General features: G+C 74.9%; 19 protein-coding genes and 2 riboswitches. Of the genes, 15 read left to right on the forward strand and 4 right to left on the reverse strand.

Going from position 1 to position 26,087, the window contains the following annotated elements:
- Positions 1–76 precede the first annotated feature (76 nt).
- Positions 77–787: an AAA family ATPase gene (locus tag ACYVO2_RS26410; protein WP_461010495.1), complete on the reverse strand. Its 711-nt coding sequence runs from the start codon at positions 785–787 to the stop codon at positions 77–79.
- A 117-nt stretch (positions 788–904) separates the two neighbouring features.
- Positions 905–1,018, forward strand: a riboswitch (glycine riboswitch).
- Positions 1,019–1,137, forward strand: a riboswitch (glycine riboswitch).
- A gap of 169 nt (positions 1,138–1,306) precedes the next feature.
- On the opposite strand from ACYVO2_RS26410, the gene gcvT reads away from it, so the two are divergent.
- The 7 genes from gcvT (at position 1,307) to ACYVO2_RS26445 (ending at position 10,354) form a co-directional block, all read left to right on the forward strand.
- The gene (gene gcvT / locus ACYVO2_RS26415; protein WP_461010522.1) at positions 1,307–2,371 is read left to right on the forward strand and encodes a glycine cleavage system aminomethyltransferase GcvT; all 1,065 of its coding nucleotides are present in this window, start codon (positions 1,307–1,309) and stop codon (positions 2,369–2,371) included.
- Positions 2,372–2,550: 179 nt separating this feature from the next.
- A complete protein-coding gene (gcvH, locus tag ACYVO2_RS26420; protein ID WP_461010496.1) occupies positions 2,551–2,928 on the forward strand; it encodes a glycine cleavage system protein GcvH in 378 nt (125 codons plus the stop codon).
- Positions 2,929–3,061: 133 nt separating this feature from the next.
- Positions 3,062–4,339: a serine hydroxymethyltransferase gene (gene glyA / locus ACYVO2_RS26425; protein WP_461010497.1), complete on the forward strand. Its 1,278-nt coding sequence runs from the start codon at positions 3,062–3,064 to the stop codon at positions 4,337–4,339.
- A 165-nt stretch (positions 4,340–4,504) separates the two neighbouring features.
- The gene (locus ACYVO2_RS26430; RefSeq protein WP_461010498.1) at positions 4,505–5,872 is read left to right on the forward strand and encodes an L-serine ammonia-lyase; all 1,368 of its coding nucleotides are present in this window, start codon (positions 4,505–4,507) and stop codon (positions 5,870–5,872) included.
- 138 nt (positions 5,873–6,010) lie between these two features.
- Positions 6,011–6,547 (forward strand): VOC family protein, encoded by a 537-nt coding sequence (locus tag ACYVO2_RS26435; protein ID WP_461010499.1) that lies wholly within the window; start codon positions 6,011–6,013, stop codon positions 6,545–6,547.
- Positions 6,540–7,346, forward strand: a complete 807-nt coding sequence (locus ACYVO2_RS26440; RefSeq protein WP_461010500.1) for a MerR family transcriptional regulator — start codon at positions 6,540–6,542, stop codon at positions 7,344–7,346. Before ACYVO2_RS26435 ends, ACYVO2_RS26440 begins: the two co-directional genes overlap by 8 nt.
- Before the next feature lie 212 nt (positions 7,347–7,558).
- Entirely contained in the window at positions 7,559–10,354 is a 2,796-nt protein-coding gene (locus ACYVO2_RS26445) for an alpha/beta hydrolase family protein (protein WP_461010523.1), read from the forward strand.
- An 85-nt stretch (positions 10,355–10,439) separates the two neighbouring features.
- On the opposite strand, the gene ACYVO2_RS26450 is transcribed toward ACYVO2_RS26445, so the two are convergent.
- From ACYVO2_RS26450 to ACYVO2_RS26460, 3 genes are all read right to left on the reverse strand, one after another.
- Entirely contained in the window at positions 10,440–11,105 is a 666-nt protein-coding gene (locus ACYVO2_RS26450) for a response regulator (RefSeq protein ID WP_461010501.1), read from the reverse strand.
- 157 nt (positions 11,106–11,262) lie between these two features.
- Positions 11,263–12,447 carry a sensor histidine kinase gene (locus ACYVO2_RS26455; RefSeq protein ID WP_461010502.1) on the reverse strand — a complete coding sequence of 395 codons (1,185 nt, stop codon included), beginning with the start codon at positions 12,445–12,447 and terminating at the stop codon, positions 11,263–11,265.
- A gap of 5 nt (positions 12,448–12,452) precedes the next feature.
- Positions 12,453–14,684: an MMPL family transporter gene (locus tag ACYVO2_RS26460; protein WP_461010503.1), complete on the reverse strand. Its 2,232-nt coding sequence runs from the start codon at positions 14,682–14,684 to the stop codon at positions 12,453–12,455.
- Positions 14,685–15,119: 435 nt separating this feature from the next.
- On the opposite strand from ACYVO2_RS26460, the gene ACYVO2_RS26465 reads away from it, so the two are divergent.
- From ACYVO2_RS26465 to ACYVO2_RS26500, 8 genes are all read left to right on the forward strand, one after another.
- On the forward strand, positions 15,120–15,704 hold the full coding sequence (locus ACYVO2_RS26465) for a hypothetical protein (protein ID WP_461010504.1): 585 nt from the start codon (positions 15,120–15,122) through the stop codon (positions 15,702–15,704).
- Between the two features lie 430 nt (positions 15,705–16,134).
- A complete protein-coding gene (locus ACYVO2_RS26470) occupies positions 16,135–19,497 on the forward strand; it encodes a S8 family serine peptidase (protein ID WP_461010505.1) in 3,363 nt (1,120 codons plus the stop codon).
- 169 nt (positions 19,498–19,666) lie between these two features.
- Complete coding sequence (locus tag ACYVO2_RS26475) at positions 19,667–20,203, forward strand: RNA polymerase sigma factor (protein WP_461010506.1); 537 nt, start codon at positions 19,667–19,669, stop codon at positions 20,201–20,203.
- Positions 20,194–21,195, forward strand: coding sequence for a CU044_5270 family protein (locus tag ACYVO2_RS26480; protein WP_461010507.1), 1,002 nt, complete (start codon positions 20,194–20,196; stop codon positions 21,193–21,195). The genes ACYVO2_RS26475 and ACYVO2_RS26480 overlap by 10 nt, the downstream gene beginning before the upstream one ends.
- 243 nt (positions 21,196–21,438) lie before the next feature.
- Positions 21,439–21,891 carry a hypothetical protein gene (locus ACYVO2_RS26485; protein WP_461010508.1) on the forward strand — a complete coding sequence of 151 codons (453 nt, stop codon included), beginning with the start codon at positions 21,439–21,441 and terminating at the stop codon, positions 21,889–21,891.
- Positions 21,891–23,687: an alpha/beta hydrolase gene (locus tag ACYVO2_RS26490; RefSeq protein ID WP_461010509.1), complete on the forward strand. Its 1,797-nt coding sequence runs from the start codon at positions 21,891–21,893 to the stop codon at positions 23,685–23,687. The genes ACYVO2_RS26485 and ACYVO2_RS26490 overlap by 1 nt, the downstream gene beginning before the upstream one ends.
- A complete protein-coding gene (locus ACYVO2_RS26495; protein WP_461010510.1) occupies positions 23,684–24,172 on the forward strand; it encodes a hypothetical protein in 489 nt (162 codons plus the stop codon). Before ACYVO2_RS26490 ends, ACYVO2_RS26495 begins: the two co-directional genes overlap by 4 nt.
- A 645-nt stretch (positions 24,173–24,817) precedes the next feature.
- Positions 24,818–26,044, forward strand: a complete 1,227-nt coding sequence (locus ACYVO2_RS26500) for a right-handed parallel beta-helix repeat-containing protein (RefSeq protein ID WP_461010511.1) — start codon at positions 24,818–24,820, stop codon at positions 26,042–26,044.
- The last annotated feature ends 43 nt before the right edge of the window (positions 26,045–26,087 follow it).

Below are 26,087 nucleotides of genomic sequence, written 5' to 3' on the forward strand. Positions count from 1 at the left end.
CCGGGGCGGTCATGTCAACTGGCACCTGCCCCCGAATCTTGCCAGGTCCCCGCCGCGCCCGGCACCGCCCCGCCGCTCAGTCCCCGAACACGATCTCCCGGAGCTCCCCCACCGCGGCCCGGTCCAGCAGCACCACCGAGACGCAGCCCCGCGGCAGCCGCGCCGCCGCCCCGTCCGCCACCGCCTGCTCCGCCGCCGCGACCAGCCGCCGGGCCGCCCTGCGGTGCCGGGCGAAGGCGTATCCGGACACCCGCCGCCCCCGTGTCCGCTGCCCGTCCGCGGCGACCTCGGGCGGGACGTCGAGCACCAGCAGGTGCATGCCGCGGCCCCGCCGCCGCGCCGCGCGGGCCAGCCAGCGGCGCACCCACACCAGCGAGCCGCAGTCGTGGACGACCAGGCTCCGCCCCGTACGCACCGCCCGCAGCAATCCGTAGTAATGTGCGATCCGCACCACCGGCCGGTACACCGCGTACGGCAGCCAGTGCGGCATCCGCCGCTCGAAGCGCTCCCGCACGTCCTGGGAGTCCACGCACCGCGCCGCGCCGGGGCCACGCCCCACGGCCCGCCTCATCAGCGTGCTCTTGCCGCTGCCGGGCAGCCCCGAGACGACCACCAGGTCACCCGCCGGGTAGCGCAGGCTGCGCACCGCCGGGCCGCCTCGGCCGCGGCGCAGATCGAGCGGCCGGCCCGGCCTCGTCACCCGCGCGGCCGCACCGCCGCGCCGCCCGGGTGGCGCCGCGCCCGAAGGCGGGCATGCCGCCGTCACGTCCCCGTTCCGCCACCGCACCGGCGAACCGCCTTTCCCCGGGTCGTTGCCCGGTCGTTCAAGAAAGGGTAATGGGGACCCCTGTCAGCCGCCTGTGAGCCGTGCGATGATGATCCGGACAATTCCAAAACGGCCGTTCGAGGCCGCGCGGGAGAGTCCCCGCCGGGCGCGCGTGAGCGCGGGCCCGCGACGGGGCGCCGAAGGAGCAACTCCTCCCCGGAATCTCTCAGGCACAGCTACCGCGCGGGCGAGGCAGATCTGAAAAGCGGACCGCGTCCCGGCAGGGGCGCCGGTCCCACCCACGGTGCAAGCCGGGGCGTTCCAAGGGCGCTCAGGCGAACCTCTCAGGTTCCGATGACAGATTGGGGAGGAGATCTTCGCGACCCCTCCCCCACCCGCCTCCTCCCGGAGCCTGGAGCCTCGATGACGAACCAGAGCCACAGCCAGGGCGAGCCCCGGCCGGCGGCCGACGCCGCCCCGGCCGCCGACGCCGTCCGCCGCACGCCCCTCGACGCGGTCCACCGCCGCCTGGGCGCCACCATGGCCCCCTTCGCGGGCTGGGACATGCCGCTGCGCTACGGCAGCGAGCGCGAGGAGCACCTGGCGGTGCGCGGCAGCGCCGGCCTGTTCGACCTCTCCCACATGGGCGAGATCACCGTGACCGGCCCCGCGGCGGGCGAGGCGCTGGACCACGCGCTGGTGGGCTTCGTCTCCGCGCTGGCGGTCGGGCGGGCCCGCTACACCATGATCTGCGCCCCGGACGGCGGCATCCTGGACGACCTGATCGTCTACCGCACGGGTGATCGGCGGTTCCTCGTGGTGGCGAACGCCGCCAACGCCGAGCGGGTGCTGGGCGAGCTGCGGGCCCGCGCCGAGGGCTTCGACGCCGAGGTCCGCGACGACCGGGACGCCTACGCGCTGGTCGCCCTCCAGGGCCCGCGCGCCGCCGCGATCCTGGCCCGCCTCACCGACGCCGACCTGGCGGGCCTGAAGTACTACGCCGGCCTGCCGGGCACCGTCGCCGGTACCGAGGCGCTGATCGCCCGCACCGGGTACACCGGCGAGGACGGCTTCGAGCTGTTCGTCGCCCCGGAGGCGGCCGAGGCGCTGTGGGAGGCGCTCACCGCCGCGGGCGCCGAGGACGGCCTGGTGCCCGCGGGCCTGTCCTGCCGGGACACGCTGCGCCTTGAGGCGGGCATGCCGCTGTACGGGCACGAGCTGAGCGAGGAGACCACCCCGTTCGACGCCGGGCTCGGCCGGGTGGTGCGCTTCGACAAGACCACCAACGGCGGCGCGTTCGTCGGCCGGGAGGCCCTGGCGAAGGCCGCGGAGGCGGCCCGCCGGACGCCGCCGCGGACCCTGGTCGGCCTGGTCGCGGAGGGCCGCCGGATCCCCCGGGCGGGCTTCGCCGCGCTGGCCGAGGACGGCTCCGTGATCGGCCGGGTCACCTCCGGCGCCCCGTCCCCGACCCTGGGCCGCCCCATCGCGATGGCCTACGTGGACGCGGGCCACGCCGCCCCCGGCACCCGGGTGGCCGTGGACATCCGCGGCGGGCGCGAGCCGCACGAGGTCGTCGCCCTCCCCTTCTACAAGCGCGCCCGCTGACCCCTGCCGCGAGCCCGCCGCCGCGGCCCGCCGGGGCGCACCCGCACCGGCCGGGCCCAGGCGCGCCCGGCGGCGCGGCGCCACGAGCGTCCGGTCCCGCCAGCCCCACCTGCCCCTTCACCACCACCGGGGCACCCCACCGTCCTTCTCCACCCACGCCCATCCGGGAGAATCCCACCATGAGCACCCCCGAGAACCTGCGTTACAGCAAGGAACACGAGTGGCTGTCCGAGGCCGTGGACGGCGTCGCCACCGTGGGCATCACCGAGCACGCCGCGAACGCGCTCGGCGACGTGGTCTACGTCGAGCTCCCGCAGCCCGGCACCACCGTCGCCGCGGGCGACACCTGCGGCGAGCTGGAGTCCACCAAGTCCGTCAGCGACCTGTACTCCCCGGTGGGCGGCGAGGTCACCGAGGTCAACCAGGACGTCGTGGACGACCCGTCGCTGGTCAACTCCTCCCCCTACGGGGACGGCTGGCTCTTCCGCATCCGGGTGTCCGGCGAGGCGGACGACCTGATGGACGCCGCCGGGTACCAGGAGTTCACCGCCGGCTGAGCCCGCGCCCGGCGGCAGCGCCCGCCGACCGACCACGCCCCGTCCCCACGGGCCCACCCGTCCCCGGAAGCGCCGCGGCCACGCGCGACGGCCGCGGGCGCCGCCGGGACCCACGCGGAGATTCGAGAAACCCATGACGGTACTGAACCGCCCCCTCCACGACTTCGACCCCGATGTCGCCGCCGCGGTGGACGCCGAGCTGCACCGCCAGCAGTCCACCCTCGAGATGATCGCCTCGGAGAACTTCGCCCCGCTCTCCGTCCTCCAGGCACAGGGCTCGGTGCTCACCAACAAGTACGCCGAGGGCTACCCGGGCCGCCGCTACTACGGCGGCTGCGAGCACGTCGACGTCGTCGAGCGGCTCGCCATCGACCGGGTCAAGGAGCTGTTCGGCGCGGACGCCGCCAACGTCCAGCCGCACTCCGGCGCCCAGGCCAACGCCGCCGCCATGTTCGCGCTGCTCGACCCGGGCGACACCATCCTCGGCCTGGACCTGGCGCACGGCGGGCACCTGACCCACGGCATGCGGATCAACTTCTCCGGCAAGCTCTACAACGTCGTGGCCTACCACGTGGACGAGCAGTCCCACCTGGTGGACATGGAGGAAGTCGAGCGGCTGGCCAAGGAGCACCGGCCGAAGCTGATCGTCGCGGGCTGGTCGGCCTACCCGCGGCAGTTGGACTTCGCCGCGTTCCGCCGGATAGCGGACGAGGTCGGCGCCTACCTGATGGTGGACATGGCCCACTTCGCCGGCCTGGTGGCGGCGGGCCTGCACCCCTCCCCCGTCCCCCACGCCGACGTGGTGACCACCACCACGCACAAGACGCTCGGCGGTCCGCGCGGCGGCGTCATCCTGTCCCGGGCCGAGCACGCCAAGAAGATCAACTCGGCGGTGTTCCCCGGCCAGCAGGGCGGCCCGCTGGAGCACGTGATCGCGGCCAAGGCGGTGGCGTTCAAGGTGGCGGCCACCGACGAGTTCAAGGACCGCCAGCGCCGCACCCTGGAGGGCGCGAGGATCCTCGCCGAGCGCCTCACCCAGGGCGACGCCGCCGCGGCGGGCGTGTCGGTCCTCACCGGCGGCACGGACGTGCACCTGGTCCTGGTGGACCTGCGCGCCTCCGAGCTGAACGGGCAGGAGGCCGAGGACCGGCTGCACGCGGTCGGCATCACCGTCAACCGCAACGCCGTCCCGTTCGACCCGCGGCCCCCGATGGTCACCTCGGGCCTGCGCATCGGCACCCCGGCGCTGGCCACCCGCGGCTTCACCGCCGAGGACTTCCGCGAGGTCGCCGACGTCATCGCGCACACCCTGCGGCCGGGCCCGGACGAGGCCGCCACCGCCGGCCTGCGGGCGCGCGTGACGGCCCTGGCCGACCGGCACCCGCTCTACCCGGGCCTCACGACGGCCTGAGCCGGGCCCACCCGCCCCGCTCGGGCGGGGCACCGCCGAACGCCGTCCTGGTCACGCACACTGGACGGAGCGGCGGTGCCCCGCCGCCCGCCGCCCCCTGCCCGGGGCGGCCCCAGCACCGGGCCCGTGTCCGGCCCACCCGCACCACCAGACACCGGAGTCCCCGTGGCCATCAGCGTCTTCGACCTGTTCTCCGTCGGCATCGGCCCGTCCAGTTCGCACACCGTGGGCCCGATGCGCGCGGCGCGCATGTTCGCGCGGCGCCTGGAGAAGGAGGGCGCCCTGGCGGAGACCGCGTCGGTGCGCGCCGAGCTGTACGGCTCGCTGGGCGCCACCGGCCACGGCCACGGCACCCCCAAGGCCGTCCTCCTCGGCCTGGCGGGCCACTCCCCGCGGACCGTGGACGTCGAGGCGGCCGACGACGAGGTGGCCCGCGTCCGCGCCACCGGCCGGCTGCAACTGCTGGGCCGCCACGAGATCCCGTTCGACGAGCCCACCCAACTGGTCCTGCACCGGCGCCGCTCCCTGCCGTACCACGCCAACGGCATGACCCTGACCGCCCTCGACGCCTCCGGCACGCCCCTGCTGGAGAAGACGTACTACTCCGTCGGCGGCGGGTTCGTCGTGGACGAGGACGCGGTGGGCGAGGACCGCATCAAGCTGGACGACACCGTCCTCAGGCACCCGTTCCGCACCGGCGACGAGCTGCTGCGCATGTCCCGCGAGACGGGGCTTTCGATCTCCGCGCTGATGCTGGAGAACGAGAAGGCGTGGCGCACCGAGGAGCAGATCCGGGCGGGTCTGCTGGAGATCTGGCGGGTGATGCGGGACTGCGTGGCGCGCGGCATGTCCCGGGAGGGCATCCTGCCCGGCGGCCTGAAGGTGCGCCGCCGCGCGGCCACCGCGGCCCGCGCCCTGCGCGCCGAGGGCGACCCGGCGGCCCGCGCCATGGAGTGGGTGACCCTGTACGCGATGGCCGTCAACGAGGAGAACGCCGCGGGCGGCCGGGTGGTGACCGCGCCCACCAACGGCGCGGCCGGGATCATCCCCGCCGTCCTGCACTACTACATGAACTTCGTGCCCGGCGCCGACGAGGAGGGCGTGATCCGCTTCCTGCTGGCGGCGGGGGCCATCGGCATGCTGTTCAAGGAGAACGCCTCCATCTCCGGCGCGGAGGTCGGCTGCCAGGGCGAGGTGGGCTCCGCGTGCTCGATGGCCGCGGGCGGCCTGGCCGAGGTCCTCGGCGGCTCCCCCGAGCAGGTGGAGAACGCGGCCGAGATCGGCATGGAGCACAACCTCGGCCTGACCTGCGACCCGGTGGGCGGCCTGGTCCAGATCCCGTGCATCGAGCGCAACGGCATGGCGTCGGTGAAGGCGGTCACCGCGGCCCGCATGGCCCTGCGCGGCGACGGCCGGCACCACGTGTCCCTGGACAAGGTCATCAAGACCATGAAGGAGACGGGCGCCGACATGAAGGTCAAGTACAAGGAGACCGCCCGCGGCGGCCTCGCGGTGAACGTCATCGAGTGCTGACGGGACGGGCCCCGCGCCGCGGATTCCGCCCTTTCGCCGGGGAAGGCCCGGCCGCGGCGCCGGCAGCCGGCGTCCCCGCTGGCGCGGGCCGGGGACCGGCTTGACCCTCACGTTGCGTGAGGCTGGAGGGTGGGGTGCATGAGCGATCACTTCAGCGCTTTCGAGATGAGTCCTGTGCCCCCTCCCGGCCCGGACGCGGTTCCGCCGGAGCCGTTCCGTGGCATCTACGGCATGCCCGCGTTCGCGACGATCCCCACGAGCGATCCGGCGGCGTCGGTGGACTTCTGGACCCGCGGGCTCGGGTTCATCGAGCTGTTCGGCATCCCCGGACAGGTGGTCCATCTGCGCCGGTGGGCGTTCCAGGACGTGCTCCTCGTCCCGGCGGCGAGCGTTCCGCCGGAGGCACCGGCGATGAGCCTCACTTTCGCGTGCGTGCTCAGCCAGGTCGATTCCCTGGTCGAGGCCTGTCGGGCGCTGCGCCCGGACTCGGTCGACGGTCCACGGGACACTCCCTGGAACACCCGCGATGTGACGGTGATCACCCCCGAGAACGCGCGGATCGTCCTCACCGCGGCGAAGCCCTTCGATCCGGCCGGCGAGGAGGCGCGGAGCCTCGCCGCCGTCGGGATCACCCCACCGGGCTCCGGTCGCGGCGACAATGGGGAACATGCCTGATGTCGCCGGTGACGCCGGGGGCCTGACCGTCGGACAGGTCTCGGCTCGTCTGGGGGTGACGGTCCGCGCGCTGCACCACTGGGACGAGACGGGTCTGGCGCGACCGTCGCTGCGCACGGCCGCCGGATACCGGCTCTACACCTCCGCTGATCTGGAACGTCTGCACCGCATCGTCGTCTACCGGGAGATCGGCCTCGGCCTGGACAGGATCCGGGCGATCCTGGACGACTCGGCCGCGGACGTGCCCGGCGCGCTGCGCGCGCAGCGCGCCCAGGTCGCCGAGCGCATCGACCGCCTCCAGCGGCTCAGCGCCGGACTGGACCGAATGATCGAGGCCCATGAGCGCGGCCCGCTGCTGACCGGCGAGCAGCAGGCCGCGGTCTTCGGCCCGCGGTGGAACCCGGACTGGCCCGCCCAGGCCCGCCGGCGCTACGGGGACACCACGCAGTGGCGGCAGTACGCCGAGCGCTCGGCCGCCCGCGGTCCGGAGGAGTGGCGGGCCATCGCGGACGCCGTCGCCGACCTCGAACGCGCTCTCGGGGACGCGATGGACGCCGGTGTCGCGCCCGGCAGCCCGGAGGCGAACCGACTCGTCGAGCGGCACCGCGAGCTCTTCGCCTCGTACTTCCCCCTGTCCAGGCGGATGCAGGTGTGTCTCGGCCGCATGTTCGAGGCCGATCCCGGATTCGCCGCTCATTACGACGGCATCCGCGCCGGTCTCGCCACGTGGTTCCGTCGGATCATCGACGCCGACGCGCGCGCCCACGGCATCGACCCGGACACCGCGACCTGGGAGTAGGAGGGCGGGTCGCAGGGGCGGGCACAGCCTCTGGCCATGCGCAGCTTCGCGATCACAGCGACAGGCACGGTCCGGCCGGCCCGGAGTACCCCTTCTCGTCGTCCGACACGTCGTCACCGGGCAACCTCCCGCCGCCCCGAGCGTCTTCCGAGAAGCCGGAGGAGCCCGGGGCCGGTGAGGTGCCGGGTGTGTCCGATGACGAGGAGGACCATGTGATCCGTGTCCCGCGCATGGTGGCCGCCGCCACCGCGGTGCTCGCGGTGGCGCTGGGGTCGCCCGGGGTGGCGCAGGCGTCGCCCGGGCAGTCGCCCGCTGCGCCGCCGTCCGCGCCGCAGGCAGGCGAGAGCGACGCGCTTCCCAAGGGCTGGAAGATCGCCGGTTCGGGCGCCGGGCGGGAGCTGGTGTGGCGCTCGCCGCGCCGGGTCCCGATGGGCGACGCCCGGGTCGAGTTCCACTCCGGGGGCCGGCTGATCGGCCGCCCGGTGGCCGACGACGACGGGCGGACGTTCCGGCTGAGGCTCGGCCCGGCCGCCGTCGGGGCCGGCGGGGAGCTCGAGGTGCTTGCCGGCGGGCGCCGCCTGGACGCGCATGCCGGGGCCGGTGCCGACCGGGACCGGGCCCGCGGGACCTCCCCGGCGCGGCCTGTGACCTCCCTGCCCTCGCTGAAGGTCGACCCGGGCGTCCCGGGCGGGCACCGCACCGTCAGCGGCGAGTACTCCCTGGACCCGGTGAAGCTGCCCGGCTTCCCGGAGCCCGTGGAGATGCGGGCCACCGTCGTGGCGCCGGCCGACGCCCGGGGCAGCAGGCCGCTGGCGCTGTTCCTGCACGGCCGCCACTCCACGTGCTACGGCGGCGAGGGGCAGGAGACCGGCGACTGGCCCTGCCCGGCTGGGACGCGGCCGGTGCCCAGCCACCGCGGCTACCAGCACGACCAGCGGCTTCTGGCCTCCCAGGGCTATGTGACGGTGTCCATATCGGCCAACGGCGTCAACGGCCAGGACTTCGCCGCGGAGGACGGCGGCGCGCAGGCCCGCTCGTCCCTGGTGCGACGGCACCTGACCCACTGGGCGGACTGGGCCTCCGACCGCTCCGGCGCCCCGGACGTCGTGCGCGGGGCGCCGCGGGCGGACCTGTCCCGGGTGCTGCTGGTGGGCCACTCCCGGGGCGGGGAGGGCGTCAACCGGGCCGCGCTCGACAGCCTCTACCCGCCGCCCGCGGAGCAGGACGGCGCCCCGGGCCCCGCCCGCTGGGACATCCGCGGCACCGTGCTGATCGGCCCGACCGTCTTCGGCCACAACCCCGTCCCCGACGTGCCGTCCGTGACGATCCTGCCGGGCTGCGACGGCGACGTGTCCGACCTCCAGGGCGAGATCTACCTGGACGGCACCCGCGGCGTCGGCCGGGGCTCCGCCCTGCACAGCGCGGTGTACATGGTCGGCGCGAACCACAACTTCTTCAACACCGAGTGGACCCCGGGGCAGGCCGAGGCGCCGGCCTGGGACGACTTCCCCGGCGAGGAGGAGGAGCGGGACCCGGTGTGCTCGCCGGGCACGAAGACCCGGCTGACCGCCGCGCAGCAGCAGAAGGCGGGCAGCACGTACATCGCCGCGGCGGCCCGGCTGTTCGTCGCGGGCGACGACCGGGTGCGCCCGCTGCTCGACGGCTCCGGGGTGCGCGCGCCGTCCGCGGGCTCCGCGCGGGTGCTCACCCACGCCGTCGGCGCCAACCGCGCGCCGGGGCTGCTGCCTGACTCCTCGCTCGCCGTCAGCGGCGGCCGGGTGTGCGCGCAGGTGGACCCGGACGCCGCCACCGCCTGCCTGTCGCCGGACGGCCCCGGCGCCTCGCCGCACTTCGCCCGCTGGGAGACCCGCCGGGAGCCGGGCCGGCACGCGGTCGCGATGCGCTGGTCCAAGGCGGGCTCGGCGGTGCGCATGACCCCCGGGCGGCCGTTCTCCGTGGCCGGTTCCCAGGCGCTGGCGCTGCGGGTGATCGTGCCGCCCAACACCGCGGGCACCGAGCTGGACGTCGCCGTCACCGACACCTCCGGGCGGCGCGCGGTCCTGGGCCGGGCCCGGGTCGACGGCCTGCCGGGCAGTGAGCGGACCGCGTCCCACTGGGCGCGCGAGGTGCGGGTGCCGCTGCGCGCCGCCGCCGGCGCCGGGGTGGACCTGGCGGCGGTGAAGACCCTGGAGCTGACCCCGCGCGGCGCGGCCGGGGAGGCGTGGCTGATGGACGCCTGGGGCTGGCGGCCCGGGACCCCGGCGGCGCGGCCGGGGCAACTGCCGCGCGTGGACATCGGCCGGCTCGCCGTGCGGGAGGGCGACTCGGGGACGCGCACCTACCACGTGCCGGTGCGGGTCTCCGGGCCGGGCAGCGGCCAGGTGCGGCTGTTCGTCGCCGACCCGGCCACCGGTGAGGCGACCGCCCGGACGGTGACGGTCGGCGGGGGCGGCGAGGCCGTCGATGTGCCGGTCACGGTGGAGGGCAACGTCCGCCACGGCGAGGACCGCGAGCACCGGGTGTTCGTCAAGGCGGTGCGCGGCGCGGTGGTCGGCGCGCACAGCGGCGGCATGACCGTGGCGGACGACGACCCGATGCCCGCGGTGAGCGCGGCGCCGGTCGCGGACCGGGTCACCGAGGGCGGGAAGCTGGTGTGGCGGGTGTCGCTCTCCCGGGCCGCCGACGTCCCGGTGTTCGCCGGGTTCGACGTGCTGGCCCCCGCGAGCGGCACCGAGCTGTCCACCGCGGACGTGGACCGGCGGTGGCTGGACGAGCAGTTCGGCGTGGGGCCGGCCCCGCAGCGCCCGCTGTCCCGGCTGATGGAGGAGCCGATGCTGTTCGCCGAGGTGCCCGCGGGCGCGCTGAGCGTGGACGTGGCCGTGCCCACCGTCGCCGACCGGGTCCGCGAGCCGGAGGAGGTGCTGCGCCTGCGGCTGGTCACCTTCGACGAGAACTGGGACCCGCAGCGGGGCCCGGAGTTCACCGGCAGGGTGCGGGACGCCTCGTAGCCGCGCCCGCTCCGCGCGGGGGCGCGCCACCGGTTCCGGCCGGCGGCGCGCCCCCGTCGCCGTCCGGGCGGCCGCGCGGGCGGAGTCAGCGCCCGGGCCGGGTGAGCAGCCCGCGCTCCAGTGCGACGACCACGGCGTGGGTGCGGTCGCTGACGTCCAGCTTCGCGAACACGCGCAGCAGGTGGGTCTTCACCGTCGCCTCGGCGATGAACAGCCGCTCGCCGATCTCCGCGTTGGACAGGCCGTCGGCCACCGCGCCCAGCACGTCCGCCTCCCGCGCGGTCAGCGTCACCGGCGGGGGCTGCCGCATGCGGGCCACCAGCCGCGCCGCGACCCGCGGGGCGAGCACGGTCTCCCCGCGGGCCGCGGCGCGCACCGCCTCGGTCAACTGGTCGCGGGTGGCGTCCTTGAGCAGATAGCCCACGGCGCCGGCCTCCACGGCGCGTTCGATCTCCTCGTCGGTGTCGTACGTGGTGAGGATCAGCACGCGGGTGGCGGTGGGGCCCGCGATGATCTCCGCGGTGGCGGCCACCCCGTCCAGCACCGGCATCCTCAGGTCGAGCAGCGCCACGTCGGGCCGCAGCCGCTCCACCAGCTCCACCCCCGCCCGGCCGTCGGACGCCTCGCCGACGATGTCGAAGCCGGGCTCCGCGCCCAGCAGGGCGACGACCCCGGCGCGCATCGCCGGGTGGTCGTCCACCACGACGACGCGGAGCCGGCTCACCGGGTCCCGTGCCTGGTCCTGCGCCATGTCCCACCTGCCCGTTCGTGTCCGGCCCCGAGTCCGCGGCCGGTGTCGGTCGTCCGGTGTCGGTCGTCCCGTGTCGGTGGCCCTTTGTCTCGGGCCCTGTGCCTGGTGCCCTGTGTCCGGGCCCGTGTCCGTGGCCCCGTGCCGGAAAGCGCCGCCGTCACGGCCCCGGGCCGTCGGGGACCACGGCGAGGACGCGGGTGCCCTCGCCGACCGAGCTGGTGACGGACAGCTCGCCGCCGAGCTCGGCCAGGCGTCTGCGCATCCCGTCCAGGCCGAAGCCGCGGGAGTCCGCCACGACAAAGCCGCTCCCGTCGTCGGTGATCTCCAGCTCCACGCCGTGCGGGTGCCGGGCCAGGACCACGCCCACCGTGGAGGCGCCCGCGTGCTTGCGGACGTTGGCCAGCGACTCCTGGGTGCAGCGCAGCAGCGCGATCCGGGCGGGCTGGTCGCACACCACGTCGGACAGCTCCGCGGTGACGGTGAGCCCGGTGTCCTCGGCGAACCGGTCGAGGACCCGGCGCAGGGCCCGGGCCACCGAGGCGGGCCCCGCGCCGCCCGGCGGGGCCGCGCCGACCAGGGCCCTGGCCTCGGCGAGGTTCTCCCGGGCGGTGCGCTCGATCGACAGCAACTGCCGGGCGCTGGCCTCCGGTTCGGTGCCGAGGCCGGAGCGGGCCGCCTCCGCCAGCACCACGATGGACGCGAACCCCTGGGCGAGGGTGTCGTGGATGTCCCGGGCGAGCCGCTCCCGCTCCTGCGCGGCGCCCTGGGCCCGGTGCGCCTCGGCCAGTTGCCGCTGGGTGCGCTCCAGTTCCTCGGCGAGCCGGCGGGCCCGCTCGTCCCGCGCGCCGACGACCCGGTCGAGCCAGAGCCCGAGCAGCACGGAGGCCGCGTACCCGCCGGCGGTGACGAAGACGTCGCCGGTGCGGAAGTCGGGGCTCCAGCCCTGCGGGGCGGTGCTGCCCAGGACGGTCGCCGCGGCGGCGGCGCCGCTGGCGGCGACCGCGTGCCGCGGCCCCGTGGTGAGGAACCAGAACTGCGGCAGCGAGACCAGGAACATCGCCGCGCCCCCGCCCGGCAGGGCGGCCATGGCGCCCAGGCCCAGCACCAGCGTCCACAGGTAGGGGCGGGGGCGCAGCACCGGGGCCCGGGGCGGCAGCTCCGCCAGCGCGTAGGCGGCGGCGAGCAGGGCGGTCAGCGCCAGCGTCCCGTACCGCTCCGTCCCCGAGTGGTCCAGCACGGACAGCACCGGGGGCCACAGGCCGAACAGCAGCCACGCGGCGGCGTACCAGCCGTGGAGGGTGCCGGTCCCGAACTCCTCGACGGGCCGCTGACGTCGCCGCATGGCGGTCAGCCTACGCGGGCCGCGGGCCGCGCGTCGGGGACGTCGCCGCCGGCGGACCGCGACCGCCGCACCCCGCGCGAGGGCCACCAGGAGGCGTCGCCGAGCAGCAGCATCAGCGCGGGCAGGACCACGATCCGGATGACGAACGCGTCCAGCAGCACCGCCACCGCGAGGCTGAAGCCGATCTGCTTCATCTCCATGATGTGCAGCGGCACGAAGCTGGCGAACACCGTCACCATCACCACCGCGGCGGAGGTGACGACCCCGGCCGAGCCGCGGATGCCCTCGAGCACCGCCTGGCGGGTGGGCATCCCGCTCAGGGCGGCCTCGCGGATCCGGCTGATGACGAACACCTGGTAGTCCGTCGAGAGGCCGAACAGGATCACGAACAGGAACAGCGGCACCCGCGACCCGACGGACCCGGTGGACTCGAAGTCCAGCAGCCCCTCGGCCCAACTGTGCTGGAAGACGGCCACCAGCACGCCGAGCGAGGCGGCCGCCGACAGCAGGTTGAGCACCACCCCGACGACGCCGAGGACCAGCGAGCGGAAGCCCCACACCGTCATGGCGAAGGTCACCAGCAGCAGGGAGGCGACGACCAGCGGCAGCTTGTCCTTCTGGTGCTCGGGGTAGTCGGCGTACCGCGCCACCTCGCCGGACACCGCGGCCTCGGCGCCGGGGACCCGGTCCGCCGCCTGCGGCACCAGGTGCGCGCGCAGGTGCCGCAGCGACTCGGTGGCCTCGTCGCTGTTCACCTGGTGCGGCACGCGCAGCTCCAGCACGCTGATCCGGCCGTCGGGCGAGGTGCGCAGCACGGGCTCGCCGGTGATGTGCAGGCGCGGGTCCCGCTGGGCGCGCTCGCCCAGGTCGCGCAGGGCGCCGGTGGCCTCGTCCGCCCGGTCGGCGTCGGCGCGCACCACGACCTCGTGCCAGGCCTGCTGGTCGGGGAACGCCTCGTTGACCCGGTCCCAGGTCTGCATGGCGGTGATCTCGCGGGGGTGGGTGTCGCGGCCCATCTCGGTGAGGTTCATGCCGAGCAGCGGCAGGGCGAGCGCCAGCATGGCGAGCACCGAGACGGCGAGGGCCGCGCCGGGGCGGCGGCTCACGGGGCGGAGCAGCGCGGCGGTGATCCGGCCGCCGCCGGGCTGCCGCGGCGCCGCAGGCACGCCCTGCCCTCCGGCGCGGGCGGCCTTGCGGGCGGCCTTGCGCGCGGCGCGGCGTTCGGCACGCGCGCCGAGGACGGCCAGCACGGCGGGCAGCACGGTCAGCGAGCTGGCCACGGCGACCAGGGTGACCAGGATCGCGCCGGTGGCGATGGAGGAGAAGATGACGTCGTCGACCAGGTACAGCGTGGCGCTGGAGGCGGCGACCGCGACCCCGGAGAGCACGACCGCCCGGCCCGAGGTGGCCGCCGCCAGCTCCACCAGCGCCCGCGCGGGCAGTCGCCCGCCGTGCCGGACCCGTTCCTCCCGTTCCCGCTTGAGGTGGAACAGGGTGTAGTCCACTCCGACCGCGAGGCCGATGAGCAGGATGACGTTGGTGCCGACGCCCGCGTCGGGGAAGGCGTGCGAGGCCAGCATCGACAGGCCGACGGCCCCGGCGATGGAGGTCAGCGCCAGCAGCAGCGGCACCAGGGCCATCGCGAAGGAGCGGAAGACGATCAGCAGGGTGAGCAGGGTGACCGGCAGCGCGATCAGCTCGGTGCGCGACAGGTCCTCGCTGCGCAGCTCGTCCACGCCCTTGCCGATCGAGCCGGTCCCGGTCTCCTCCAGCCGCAGCCCCGGATGGGCCCGCTGCACCTGCTCGGTCTGCGCCAGCAGGGCGTCCACGTGCTGCTTGCTCTCGCGTTCGTCGCCCTCCATGGTGACGTCCACCCGGACCGCGGCGCCGTCGGCCGAACGCACCGGATCGGCCACCGACCGCACCTCGTCGAGCCGCTCCATCCGCCCGGTGAGGTCCGCCGCCGCGGCGTCAAGGGCGGCCGCGTCCACCCGCCCGGACCCGGGCGCGGCGGTGATCAGCACCTGCTCCACGGGCCGCCGCTGCAACCCGCCCTCGGAGGCCATGGCCTCGGCCCGCCCGGCCTCGCCGACGCGGAAGTCGCCGCTCATCGCCGGATTCACGCCGACCGCGATGCCGGCGCCCAGGCAGAGCACCACGAAGAGGAACCAGCCGGCGATCGCGCGCCAGGGGTGCCCGGCGCTCCACCGGGCCATGCGCACAGGGAGATTCGTCATACCGCAGATGCTGGTCGGCGGGGCACCGGCGCCGGCAGCCTCGGCCGGTTGAACCCGTTGTCCACCGATCGGTGGACAAGGGTGGAGGGGAGCGTTCCGCGCGGCCGCCGCGATCCGCGGCCCGCGGGGCCCACCGTCGCGTTCGAGACAATCGCCCAAAGGCGGTTGACGGTGCCTCGGAAAGCGGCAGAGCATGAGTCCCGCCGAACAGGGCGCCGTTATGAAAAACGGCGGACCCACGATCTCTATCCCGATGCTTTACACGAACTTCACACAGCTCCGTCCGGTCGCGACAGCGGTCCGAGAGCCGTCCGACCGCCGTCCGATTTCCGCCTTCCCGGTCGGTACGACGCACTCCCACCGCTGACGCGCGGGGCCGCGGCGCCTGCTGGAGAGGTCCGTGGCCACCGCCTTCCACCGAGCGAGGAGACACCCGTGACAGCACACCGAGGGACCGCGCCGACCGTCCGCAGACCGCTGGCGGCCCTGGCCGTGGCCGCGCTGGCCGCCGGCGGGGGGCTGGCCGCGGGACCCGCGGCCCAGGCCGCACCCGCGACCGCGGGCGGGCTGGCCCCGACCGTGGCGGCGCAGCACACGTTCACCATCCCGGCCGGGGCCGCGGGCGCCGAGGTGACCGCGGGCGCCGCCCGGGCCAACGTCGTCCGGACTCCCCAGGTGGCGGCGGGCCAGGCGATCGACTGCACGCTGACGGTGCACAACCCGTTCCGGTACTACGGCGGGCCCTACGGCGGCGGGGTGGAGGGCCTGGCGAGCGTGTCGTGCACCAACGTCGTGCAGCGGATCGACGTCACCGTGGGCCTGTACAAGAACGGGAGCCTGGTCAGCTACCGGACGCGCACGACCTACTCGTCGCTCCAGGGCGGGGCGGACACCGAGTACCCCTACAGCTCGGGCAACTACCAGACCGGCGCGGTCGCGAACATCGTCTTCCCCGCGGGTTACAGCCCGCCGAGCGGGTCGATCCCGCAGGTCAACAGCCCGGTGGTGTACATCCCGTAGCCGGCGGGACCGACTCCGCGGTGCGCGGCGCGGCTCCGGTGGGGCCGGGCCGCGCATTCCGCGTTCCCCGCGTGCCGGCGCATTTTCCCGGGGAGGGAATGGGTACGCCGAATCCCGCGCGGGGCGGGGCGGCCTGGGGGCGTCGGACCGGACGCGGACGGAATCGGGGTGCCCCCGGAATTACGGAGTACGGAAATCCGTGACACCGGTCGGCGCTTTACGGCTGAATGCCGAAGCCGGGTGACGGCGCGGCAGGCACGCGGCGGTCGTCCCCGCGCCACTCCCATGGCGCCCACGCCGCCCCGCCGCCCCGTTCCTCGCGGGCCCCGCCGATTCGCCGCCTCCCGGCGGTAAGAATCCCCGCCGTGGCGGACACGAAGCAGTGCCGCACCATCCGGTGCGGCACCGGACCGCCCGCGAGGATGGACAGTTGACAGCACGACAGTTGCGCCATGGCAGGAGACGGCACGCCGCGGCGGCCGCCTGCGCCGCCCTGACCGCCGCGCTGGCGCTCGGCCCGGTCACCCCGGTCGGCGCCCAGCAGCCCACCGCCCCGGGCGCCGCGGACCGGGCCCCCGAGCGGGACGGCGCGCGGGGCCGGATGCTCACGCTGGTCACCGGCGACCGGGTCACCGTGGACGAGCGGGGGCGGCCCGTGGGGCTGATACCGGCACCGGGCCGCGAGGACATCCCCGTCCAGGTCTCCGAGGTCGGCGGCCATGTGCGGCTGCTGCCGCAGGACGTGGCCCCGCTGCTCGAGAAGGGGGTCGTGGACCCGCGGCTCTTCGACATCACCGAGCTCTCCCGCGAGGAGTACGCGGGCAAGGCGGGCCTCGGGCTGATCGTCACCTACGGCGAGGGCCGGCGCGGCGGCGACGCGAGGGCCGGGCTGCGCCGGGCCGCGGGCGCCGGCACCCCGCTGGAGGCGATCGGCGGCGAGGCCGTCACCGTCTCCCCCGGCGCGGCCGCGGGCGTCTGGCAGGCCCTGACCGAACCGGCGGGCGCCTCCGCCGCGACGCGGGCCGCGCCCGGGGTGACGTCCGTCGCCCTGGACGCGGTGGTCACCCAGGCCCTGGACCGCAGCGTGCCGCAGGTCGGCGCCCCCGAGGCGTGGGAGGCCGGGTACGACGGCGCGGGCGTGCGGATCGCCGTCCTGGACACCGGCATCAGCGAGGAGCACCCCGACCTGGCCGGGAAGGTCACGGCCAGGAGGAACTTCTCCCACGCCCCGGACACCGGGGACCGCCGCGGCCACGGCACGCACGTGGCGTCCATCGCCGCGGGCACGGGCGCCAAGTCGGGCGGGAAGTACACGGGCGTGGCGCCGCGCGCCGAGCTGCTGAACGGCAAGGTGCTCGACGACCGCGGCTCGGGCCGCGAGTCGTGGATCATCCAGGGCATGCAGTGGGCCGTCGTCCAGGGCGCCGACGTCGTCAACATGAGCCTGGGCTCCTACCCGTCGTACGTGGACCCCGTGGCGGACGCCCTGGACGCGCTGTCCGCCGAGTCGGACACGCTGTTCGTGGTGGCGTCGGGCAACGATGGGTCGGCGGCCGTCGGCACGCCCGGCACCGCCGAGTCCGCGCTGACCGTGGGCGCCGTGGACAAGTCCGACGTGCTGGCCGAGTTCTCCGGCAGCGGCGACGCCGACGACCGGACGATCAAGCCCGACGTGACCGCGCCCGGCGTGGAGATCGGCGCGGCGGCGGCCCCGGGCAGCACCGCCGAGAAGACCGGTGAGCCGGTCGCCGACGGTTACGTCGCCGCTACCGGCACCTCCATGGCCACCCCGCACGTCGCGGGCGCGGCGGCCCTGCTCAAGCAGCGGCACCCGGACTGGACCGGCGAGCGGATCAAGGCCGCGCTCACCTCCTCCGCCGTGCCGGGCGAGGGCTACGGGGTGCGGCAGCAGGGCACCGGCCGCATCGACGTGGGCGCCGCGATCGGCCGGACCGTCGTCGCCGAGACCGGTGCGCTGGACTTCGGCAGCACGGCGTTCCCGCACCACGACGACGAGCCGGTCGGCCGGGACGTCACCTACCGCAACCTGGGCGGGGAGGACGTCACCCTGAAGCTGTCCGCGCGGGGCGTGGACCCGAAGGGCGGCGCGGCCCCCGAGGGGATGTTCTCCGTGAGCGTCCCCGAGGTCACCGTCCCGGCGGGCGGCACCGCGACCGTCCGGGTCACCGCCGACACCCGCGCCGGCGGCGACGTGCACGGCGAGTACGGCGTGTACGTCACCGCGGCCGGCGACGGGCAGACCGTGCGCACCGCGGGCGTGGTGCACCGCGAGGAGGAGCTGGTCACGCTCACCGTCGAGGCGAAGGGCCGCGACGGGAGGCCCGCGCCGTACTGGCTGGCCCATGTGCACAGGCTGTACAACACCGGGCGGAGCAGGCAGGCCCACCTGTACGGCGACGGCGAGGGCGCCGTCTCGGTGCGGCTGCCCAGGGGCACGTACCTGGTGGACACCACGGTCTTCCACGGCGGCGCCGACCACACCTCGGCGACCGGCCTCGACTGGCTCCTCACCCCGCAGGTGTCGCTGACCGAGGACACCACGGTGACCGTGGAGGCCGCCGACGCGGCCGAGATCGACATGACCGTCGCGGACGGGAAGGCGGAACTGGCCCAGCAGGTCGTGGCCTACGCCATGGGCAACGCCGAGACGCTCTGGGGCGTCGGCTACCACTGGCTGACCCCCCGCCTGCCGGACGGCGTCCGCACCGCGCAGCTCGGGTCGGTCCCGGACGGCTACGCCCTCGAGGACGCCTACGCCGGCGCCACCTGGGAGCGCGCCGGACGCGAGTACCACGCGGCGCACGAGCAAAAGGGCGCGTTCTTCCACGGGCTGAAGCACCACACCGGGTGGGCGGACCTGGCCCGCATCACCCGGAGCGAGGGGGCCTCCGTGCCCGGCTCCACCGGCGCCACGTTCGTCCACTCCACCGCGGGAAGGATGATGCAGTTCGCCGCGGCCCGGCCGCACGCGCTGCCGCGCACCACCGAGGTGTACGTCCGGGCGGACGCCGGGGAGTGGACGCACGAGTTCTGGCAGCTCGACTCCCAGGAGTACGCCCAGGCGGGGCAGTGGGAGCGCTGGGTGACCCACGAGGCCGGCGAGCGGTACCACCAGACGTTCAACACCGGCGTGTTCGGCCCGAGTGTGCCCGAGGGGGGCGGCCCGTTCTGGTTCCGCGGCACGATCTACGGGCCCCTCAACCTGTTCACCGACGGCGGCGGACACCGCGGGACCAGCGTCCACGACAGCGCGAGCAGCACGCTGTACCGCAACGGCGAGGAGTACGCCACGGCCGACGAGCCCTTCGAGGACATCGGGTTCGACGTGCCGCCGGAGAAGGCGGACTACAAGCTGGTCACCACGGTGAGCAGGAGCGCGCCCGCCGCCTCGGTGAGCACGCGGATCACCGTCGCCCACACCTTCGCCTTCGAGGCGCCCCGGAGCGGGGACCCGTGGGACCAGGTGGCGATCCCCGCCTCGGCCGTCCGCTTCACCCCCGCGCTGGCCCTGGACAGCACCGCACCGGCCGGGCGGACCGTCAAGGTGCCCGTCGCCGTGCAGGGGTCGGCCGCCGGCGGCAACCTCGGCGCGCTCACCGTCTCCGTCTCGCACGACAGCGGGAAGACCTGGCACCGCACCCCGGTCAGGGACGGCCGCGTCACCGTGCGCAACCCCGCGGCCGGAGGCACCGTCTCCTTCCTGGCCGAGGTCTCCGACAAGCAGGGCAACACCACCACCCAGACCGTCATCGACGCCTACCGCACCCGCTGAACCCGGTACCACGGCGGCCCGCCCCGCGACGACCGCGGGGCGGGCCGCGCCGTGCCGTCCCCGGACCACGCGTCCCGCCGGTCGCGGGGCGCGCACAGCCCGGGCGCCCCGTAAGACCCCGCGGCCGGCGGACACACAAGGGGTGGGAGAACGAGACGAAGGGATCCCGATGGAGACTCCGGATGAGTTCCGGGAGATGTACACCCGGCACTACGACGCCGTGCTGCGGTACGCGTGGCGCCGGGTGGGCGCCGACGCCGCGCCGGACGTGGCCGCCGAGGTGTTCACCACGGCGTGGCGCAGGATGGCCGACGTTCCGCGACAACCCCTGCCGTGGCTGTACGGCGTGGCCAGGAACGTGGTCGCCAACCACGCCCGCGGGCGGCAGCGGGCCGACCGGCTGCTCGCCCGCATCCCGCGCACCACCGAGCTGCGCGACGTCGGCGACCAGGTCACCAGCGGCTCGGTGATCCGCCAGGCATGGCAGTCGCTGGGGCCCGGCGACCGGGAGCTGCTGGCCCTGATCGGCTGGGAGGGCCTGACCGTCGGCGAGGCGGCGCGGGCGCTGGGCTGCACCACCGCCGCGTGCTCGGTGCGCCTGTACCGGGCGCGCCGGCGGCTGCGCGGCGCCCTCGAGGAGCTGGGACACCACGGGAACGACAGCCGCCGCGAGGCGGGGGAGATGGAGGCGGCGGCATGCGTGTGACACGGGAGATCAGGGCCCTGATGGCGGACGGCGACCCGGCGGCCGGCGCGGTCGCGGACCGGCGGCGGGCCGAGGCCGACCTGGAGGCGATCATGGCGTCCCCGGCCGCGGCCGCGGGGCCGGAGCGACGGCGCGGACGGCTGGTGCCCGCGCTGACGGCCGCCGCGGTGGCCGCGGTCGCCGCCGCCGTCGTCGCCGTCTCGTCCCTCTCCGGCCCCGGGGGGAGCCCCGGGGTTGCCGTGCCGGAGCCGCTGAGCGCCGCCGCGTCCGGCGGGGACCGCCCGGCGGCCGAGGTGCTGCGCGAGATCAAGCGGCGCAGCGCGGCGGGACCGGCCGGCACGCAGCCGGCGGACCCGCAGCCGCGGCTGCTCCAGCAGCGGTGGACCCTGGCGGAGACCGCCACCGCCGACGGCGGCCCGCCCGAGTCCCGGCCGGTGACCGAGGAGGTGGAGTTCGCGCCGCAGCGGGACGGCTCCGCCGTCGAGAGGGTGCGGCGTTCACCCGGCGGGACGACGACGCACCGGCTCACGGCCGCCCAGCTCGCCGCCGACCCGTTCGCGCAGCGCCCCCCGGCCGGCGGCGAGGCGTTCACGTCGTGGCTGCGCGCCGCGCACGGCGGCGGGGACCTGAGGGACCCGCACGTGGTCGAGGAGTGCGTCGCCATGCTGCTCGGCCGGCAGTATCCGGGCCCGGCGCAGCGGGCGGCGCTGCTGGACGTGATCGGCGGCATCCCCGGCCTGCGGTACGACGGCGAGGTCACCGACCGGGCGGGCCGGGCGGGTGAGGCGTTCTCCGCCACCCGCCCGGGGGAGGGCGGCAAGAAGCGCTACACCTTCGTCGTCTCCCCCGTCACCGGCCAGGTCCTGGGCGTGGAGCGGACGCTCACCGAGCCGGTGGAGGACCTCGACGTGCGCCTCCCCGCGGTGATCGGCTACGTCACCTACCTGGATCCGGTCACCGACGCGGACCGGGTCGGGACCGAGGGGCGCTGAACCGGCGGGGCGCCGACCCGGCGCGGCCCGCGCGGCGCGCACGGGGCGGGCGGGACGGGGCGGGCGGCCCGCCCCGCCCGCGCGGAGCCGCCCCGCGCGCGCCCTCCGCCCGCCCTCCGCCATTTGGCTCGATGCCCTCTGGACAGACGTAGGTAGGGGTACTCATGTACGGCCACCCCTTCCCCTGCTACTTTCGCCGCTGCAAGGCGTTGCCGACGCGTACTGGCCAAACGGGGGTTCGGTGTGACGTTCGATGCGGAGTGGGCCGCGATCAAGCAGGACGCCGCGGTCAGCATGCAACTGGCCAGTTCCCGCGAGCCGGGCATGGACGGCAGGGGCGCGAACGGCAGGGTGACCTGGTCCAAGGAGGCGTGGACCGGCGCGGCCACCGGGATCGGCTCGGTGGCGACCCAGATGAAGACCGCCGAGGGCCAGTTCGACACCAAGCAGGAGGGCGCCGGCAAGGGCGAGGCGGGCGGCGAGGGGCTGGCCAGCGCCGTGGCCCTGGCCTCGGTCACCGGCTCGTGGAAGCGCAAGCTCAACCTCGTCGCCCGCGAGTGCGCCGAGCTCCAGGACAAGTGCCGAAAGACGTCCGACGCCTTCTACCAGACCGAGCAGGGCATCAAGGCCGCGTTCAAGGAGCAGAAGACCCAGCCCGTCCAGGGCCCTCACGCGGGTGAGAGGGGCCACGGCTGATGAACTTCTCCCAGCTCCGCAAGCTGAAGGTCTCCGAGTTCGAGGACGCCGCCGACGGCTGGCACAAGATCAGCACCGCGGCCGGCTCGGCCAAGGACAAGGTCGAGAACGAGATCATCGCCAAGCTCCAGGAGAAGCTGGAGGGCGAGGGCAGCAGCGCCGCCGTGGAGCGGCTGCGGCGCCTGGCCCGCAACTACCACTACATCCAGGTGGAGACCGGCCTGCTGCGCACCGCGCTCAACGGCCTGGCGTCGGAGCTGGCGGCCGCGCAGAAGAAGCTCAACGACGCGGTGGCGGACGCCGAGGCGGAGAAGATGACCGTCAAGGACGACGGCTCGGTGCACTACGTGTCCAAGAGCCCGCAGACGCCGCTGCTGCCCAACCAGAGCGTCCAGCCCGGCGGCCCGCCGTCGATCCTCGCCCCCCAGGACAGCGACCCCACGCGCGCCAAGGCCGAGGACATCGCCTCCCGCATCGGCATCGCGCTGGACGAGGCCACCGACGCCGACACCCGGTACTCGCGCACCATCAGCCGCCTGGTCGCCGACAACGACCTGGAGGTCAGCAACTCCGACTGGGTGGACGTCAAGAACGACATGGGCTCCCTGGTGCAGAACGCCGGGGACTACATGAAGGCGAGCGACATCCCCAAGGGCAAGGACCCCATGGACAACTATCTGTGGTGGACCCGCCTGTCGGAGGAGGAGCGCGCCGACTACGCCACGCTGTTCCCGGCCACCATCGGCGCCATGGACGGCCTCCCCGCGGCCGTCCGCGACGAGGCGAACCGCACCGTGCTCGCCGAGACGCGCGCCGACTACGCCAACCAACTGGCCGGCATCCCGCCCGAGCCGGCCAAGTACAAGATGGGTTCCGGCGGCTACCCGTACGCCACCAAGAGCGCCGAGTGGATCGCCTGGAACGAGAAGTACGGCGACCGCAAGGCGCACCTGGAGGCGTCCGTGAAGGGCATGGACGCCATCCAGAAGCGCATCGACGCCACCGGCAGGGACGGGCTGCCCGAGGCGTACGTGCTGGGCTTCGACGCGAACAAGGACGGCCGCGCGATCATCGCGAACGGCAACCCGGACACGGCCGACCACACCGCGGTCTACGTGCCCGGCACCACCTCCGAGCTCGGCAAGATCGGCGGCGACATCAACCGCATGACCGACCTGTGGCGGACCAGCAACGCGCTGGCGGAGGACGGCAAGAGCGTCTCCACCATCACCTGGCTCGGCTACGACGCGCCGGACGACATCGTCAAGGACGCCCCGTTCAAGCACTACGCGTACGACGGCGCCCCCGCGCTGAACACCTTCGTCGACGGCCTGAACGCCTCCAACAACCAGGGGGCGGGCGGCCAGACCACCGTGATCGGCCACTCCTACGGCACGACGGTGGTCGGCGCCGCCGCCAAGGAGGGCGACCTGAACGCCGACGACGTGGTGTTCGCGGGCAGCCCCGGCGTGCTGGTCGGCCGGGCCTCGGACATGGACGTCCCCGCGGGGCACGTGTTCAACCAGGAGGCGTGGAAGGACCCGGTGACCACCATCGGCCAGGCGGGCATGGGCCACCGGGAGTGGAGCTGGTCGTCCGGCATGGACTTCGTCACGCCGGACGACGACAAGTTCGGCGCCCGGCAGATGGAGACCGACACCATCGGGCACAGCGACTACTGGAACTACGGGTCGGAGAGCCTCCAGAACCAGGCGCACGTGGTCGTCGGCCAGTACGACAGGATCACCGAACCGGCCTACAACGACGAGGGTGAGCCGCAGCTCGATCCCAAATGAACGACACCGACATCAGCGGCCTGCTCGGCTACACCCCCCGGGTGCGGGAGATCTCCGAGGCCCGCGAGGAGGCCCAGACGCTCTCCAGCGGGCTGTACGACCTCATCGCGCTCCGGGGCCGGGTCACCGAACCCGGCCCCGGCGTCGCCGTGCTGGACGGGCTCGACCCGGAGACGTACTACCACATCCACCACCCGTGGGCCCTGTCGGGCGCGCCGGTGGAGCGGATGCGCGAGGCCATGGTGCGGCTGCTGCGGGTCCTGCCGGACCACGGCTGGAAGATCGTCGCCTACGGCAGGGAACGGAGCGCCGCCCAGCCCATGGGCGTGATCGCCGACTGCACCACGGCGCCCTTCTCGGTCAAGATCCGCCTCCTCGACGGGACCCCCCACCCCGAACCGGACGCCCCCCGCTCGAAGATCTTCGTGGACCTCCTCTCGGCGTGCTTCCGGATCCCGGACGGCAGGATCGTGGACGAGTACTGACCCCGCCCCCCTGCCCCCTCGGCCGCGGGGGTGGGGCTCGGGGGCGATTCGCCGCTCCCGGGCCGCTCCCGGGGATATCGGGACGGTGTGCGCGGCCTTCGCGGCCCTGGTGGCCGCCCTCCGGCTGTCGCTCCGGCCCTCGGCCGCCCCGTCGTCGGCGATCTCGCGGTTCCGGTGGGTCTCCGCAGGCGCCGCGCCGGGGTGGCTTCCGTTCCGGCCCGGTCGGGTCCGGCCGTCCGGTCGTTGATCCAATCCCGGCCGCTCAGGCCGAACCCGGTCCCCTCCCCCGGCCCGACCGCGGCCCCGGCCCCGTCCTCCCCCGCCCCGCGGAACAGCCCCGCCACCCCCGCCAGGCCCACCCCGCCAAGCGCGTCCCGCCCGGTGCGGCCCGTGCCGTGCCCCTTCCGCTTCAAGAGGTCGTGCGGTGGACCTTGACGCTCCGGTTCGGCGTTGCCACACTCGTGCAGCGGAAGTAAGCGCTTACTGCGCAACGTCTGTCCCCACGCCACAACTCCTCGCGCCACCGCCCGGGCCGAGGACGCGGCACGCCCGTCGATGAATCGATTCAAAAGGATCGGTCCGCCGACCGGCGCGCGACGGCCCCAGGCGGTGCGCGGTGGGCCCACCCCCCACACAGGAGCGAAGATGGGAAGCAGAGCCGCAACACCCATCAGGTCCCGGGCCACCCTGGCCGTCGCCGGTCTCGCCGCGCTGGTCACCTCCGCCGCCATGCTCACCGCGCCCGCCCAGGCCACCGGTGCCGAGCGCGCCCCGGCCGCGGCGCAGGCCCCGGCCGCGCCCGAGGCCCCGGTGCGCGCGCTGGCCTGCGGCGACGGGTCGTACCAGGCCGAGGCCGTGCAGAGCGGAAGCAACTGGACCGCCCGCCGCGGCGGCAGCACCGTCTACACCGGCACCGACATGCGCGCCGCGATCCAGGCCGCCGTCAACAGCCTCACCTCGGGCCGCACATACAAGGAGCGCGTGGTCGTCCGCGGCTCCGGCACCATGAGCGCGGGCTCGCGCATCTCGCTGCCGAGCTACACCGTCCTCGACGTCTGCGGCACCATCAACGTCACCGGCTCGGGCACCGGCGACCAGGCGCCGGTGTACTCCCGGGGCACCCGCGACATCGAGGTGCAGAACCTCAGGCTCACCGGCGCCCCGCTGTACGGGATCTTCATGCGCAACGTGCAGAACGTGGTGCTCGGGCAGATCGACATGCGCCTGTCCGGCGGCCTCGGCGTGCGCATCGACAACCGCGGCGACACCTCGGTGCGCTCGCGCAACATCCGCATCGACAACGTGTACGTCTCCGGCTCCCGCAGCCACGCGGTGGAGACCTACGGCGTGGACGGCATCACCATCGGCACCGTCACCGCCCGCAACGTCGGCGAGTCCGGTCTGCTGTTCAACGACACCATCAACGCCACCGTGACCAAGGTGGACGCCGAGAACGCGGGCACCGGCACCGGCTACGCGGCGTTCCGCATGGCCAACCGCAACGGCCGGATCAACAACTCCTACCCCGTCAACATCCGCGTCGGCGAGGTGATCGCGCGCGGCGGCGGGCGCGGGGTGTTCTGCGTGTCGGAGAGCGGCGGCGCGGTCATCGACCGGGTGAACATCGCCAACACCGGCAACAACGCGATCCTGATCGAGAACTGCTACAACGTCACGATCGCCGGCCAGAGCGGCAGCGTCTCGGGCCCCGGTGACATCCGGATCGCCGCCCGCTCGGAGTTCGCCAACACCTCCGACATCGTCCTCCAGAACCTCACCCTGACCAACACGGCGATCAACGAGAGCCCCTGCGGCGTCCGCATCACCATTCGCAACATCACCTACAACAACAGCCGCGACAACAGTTGCTGATCGGCCTTCGGGCCGCACCGAGCAGCCACCCCGTCCGCCGCGG

It is taken from the genome of Streptomyces capparidis, from assembly GCF_054782095.1.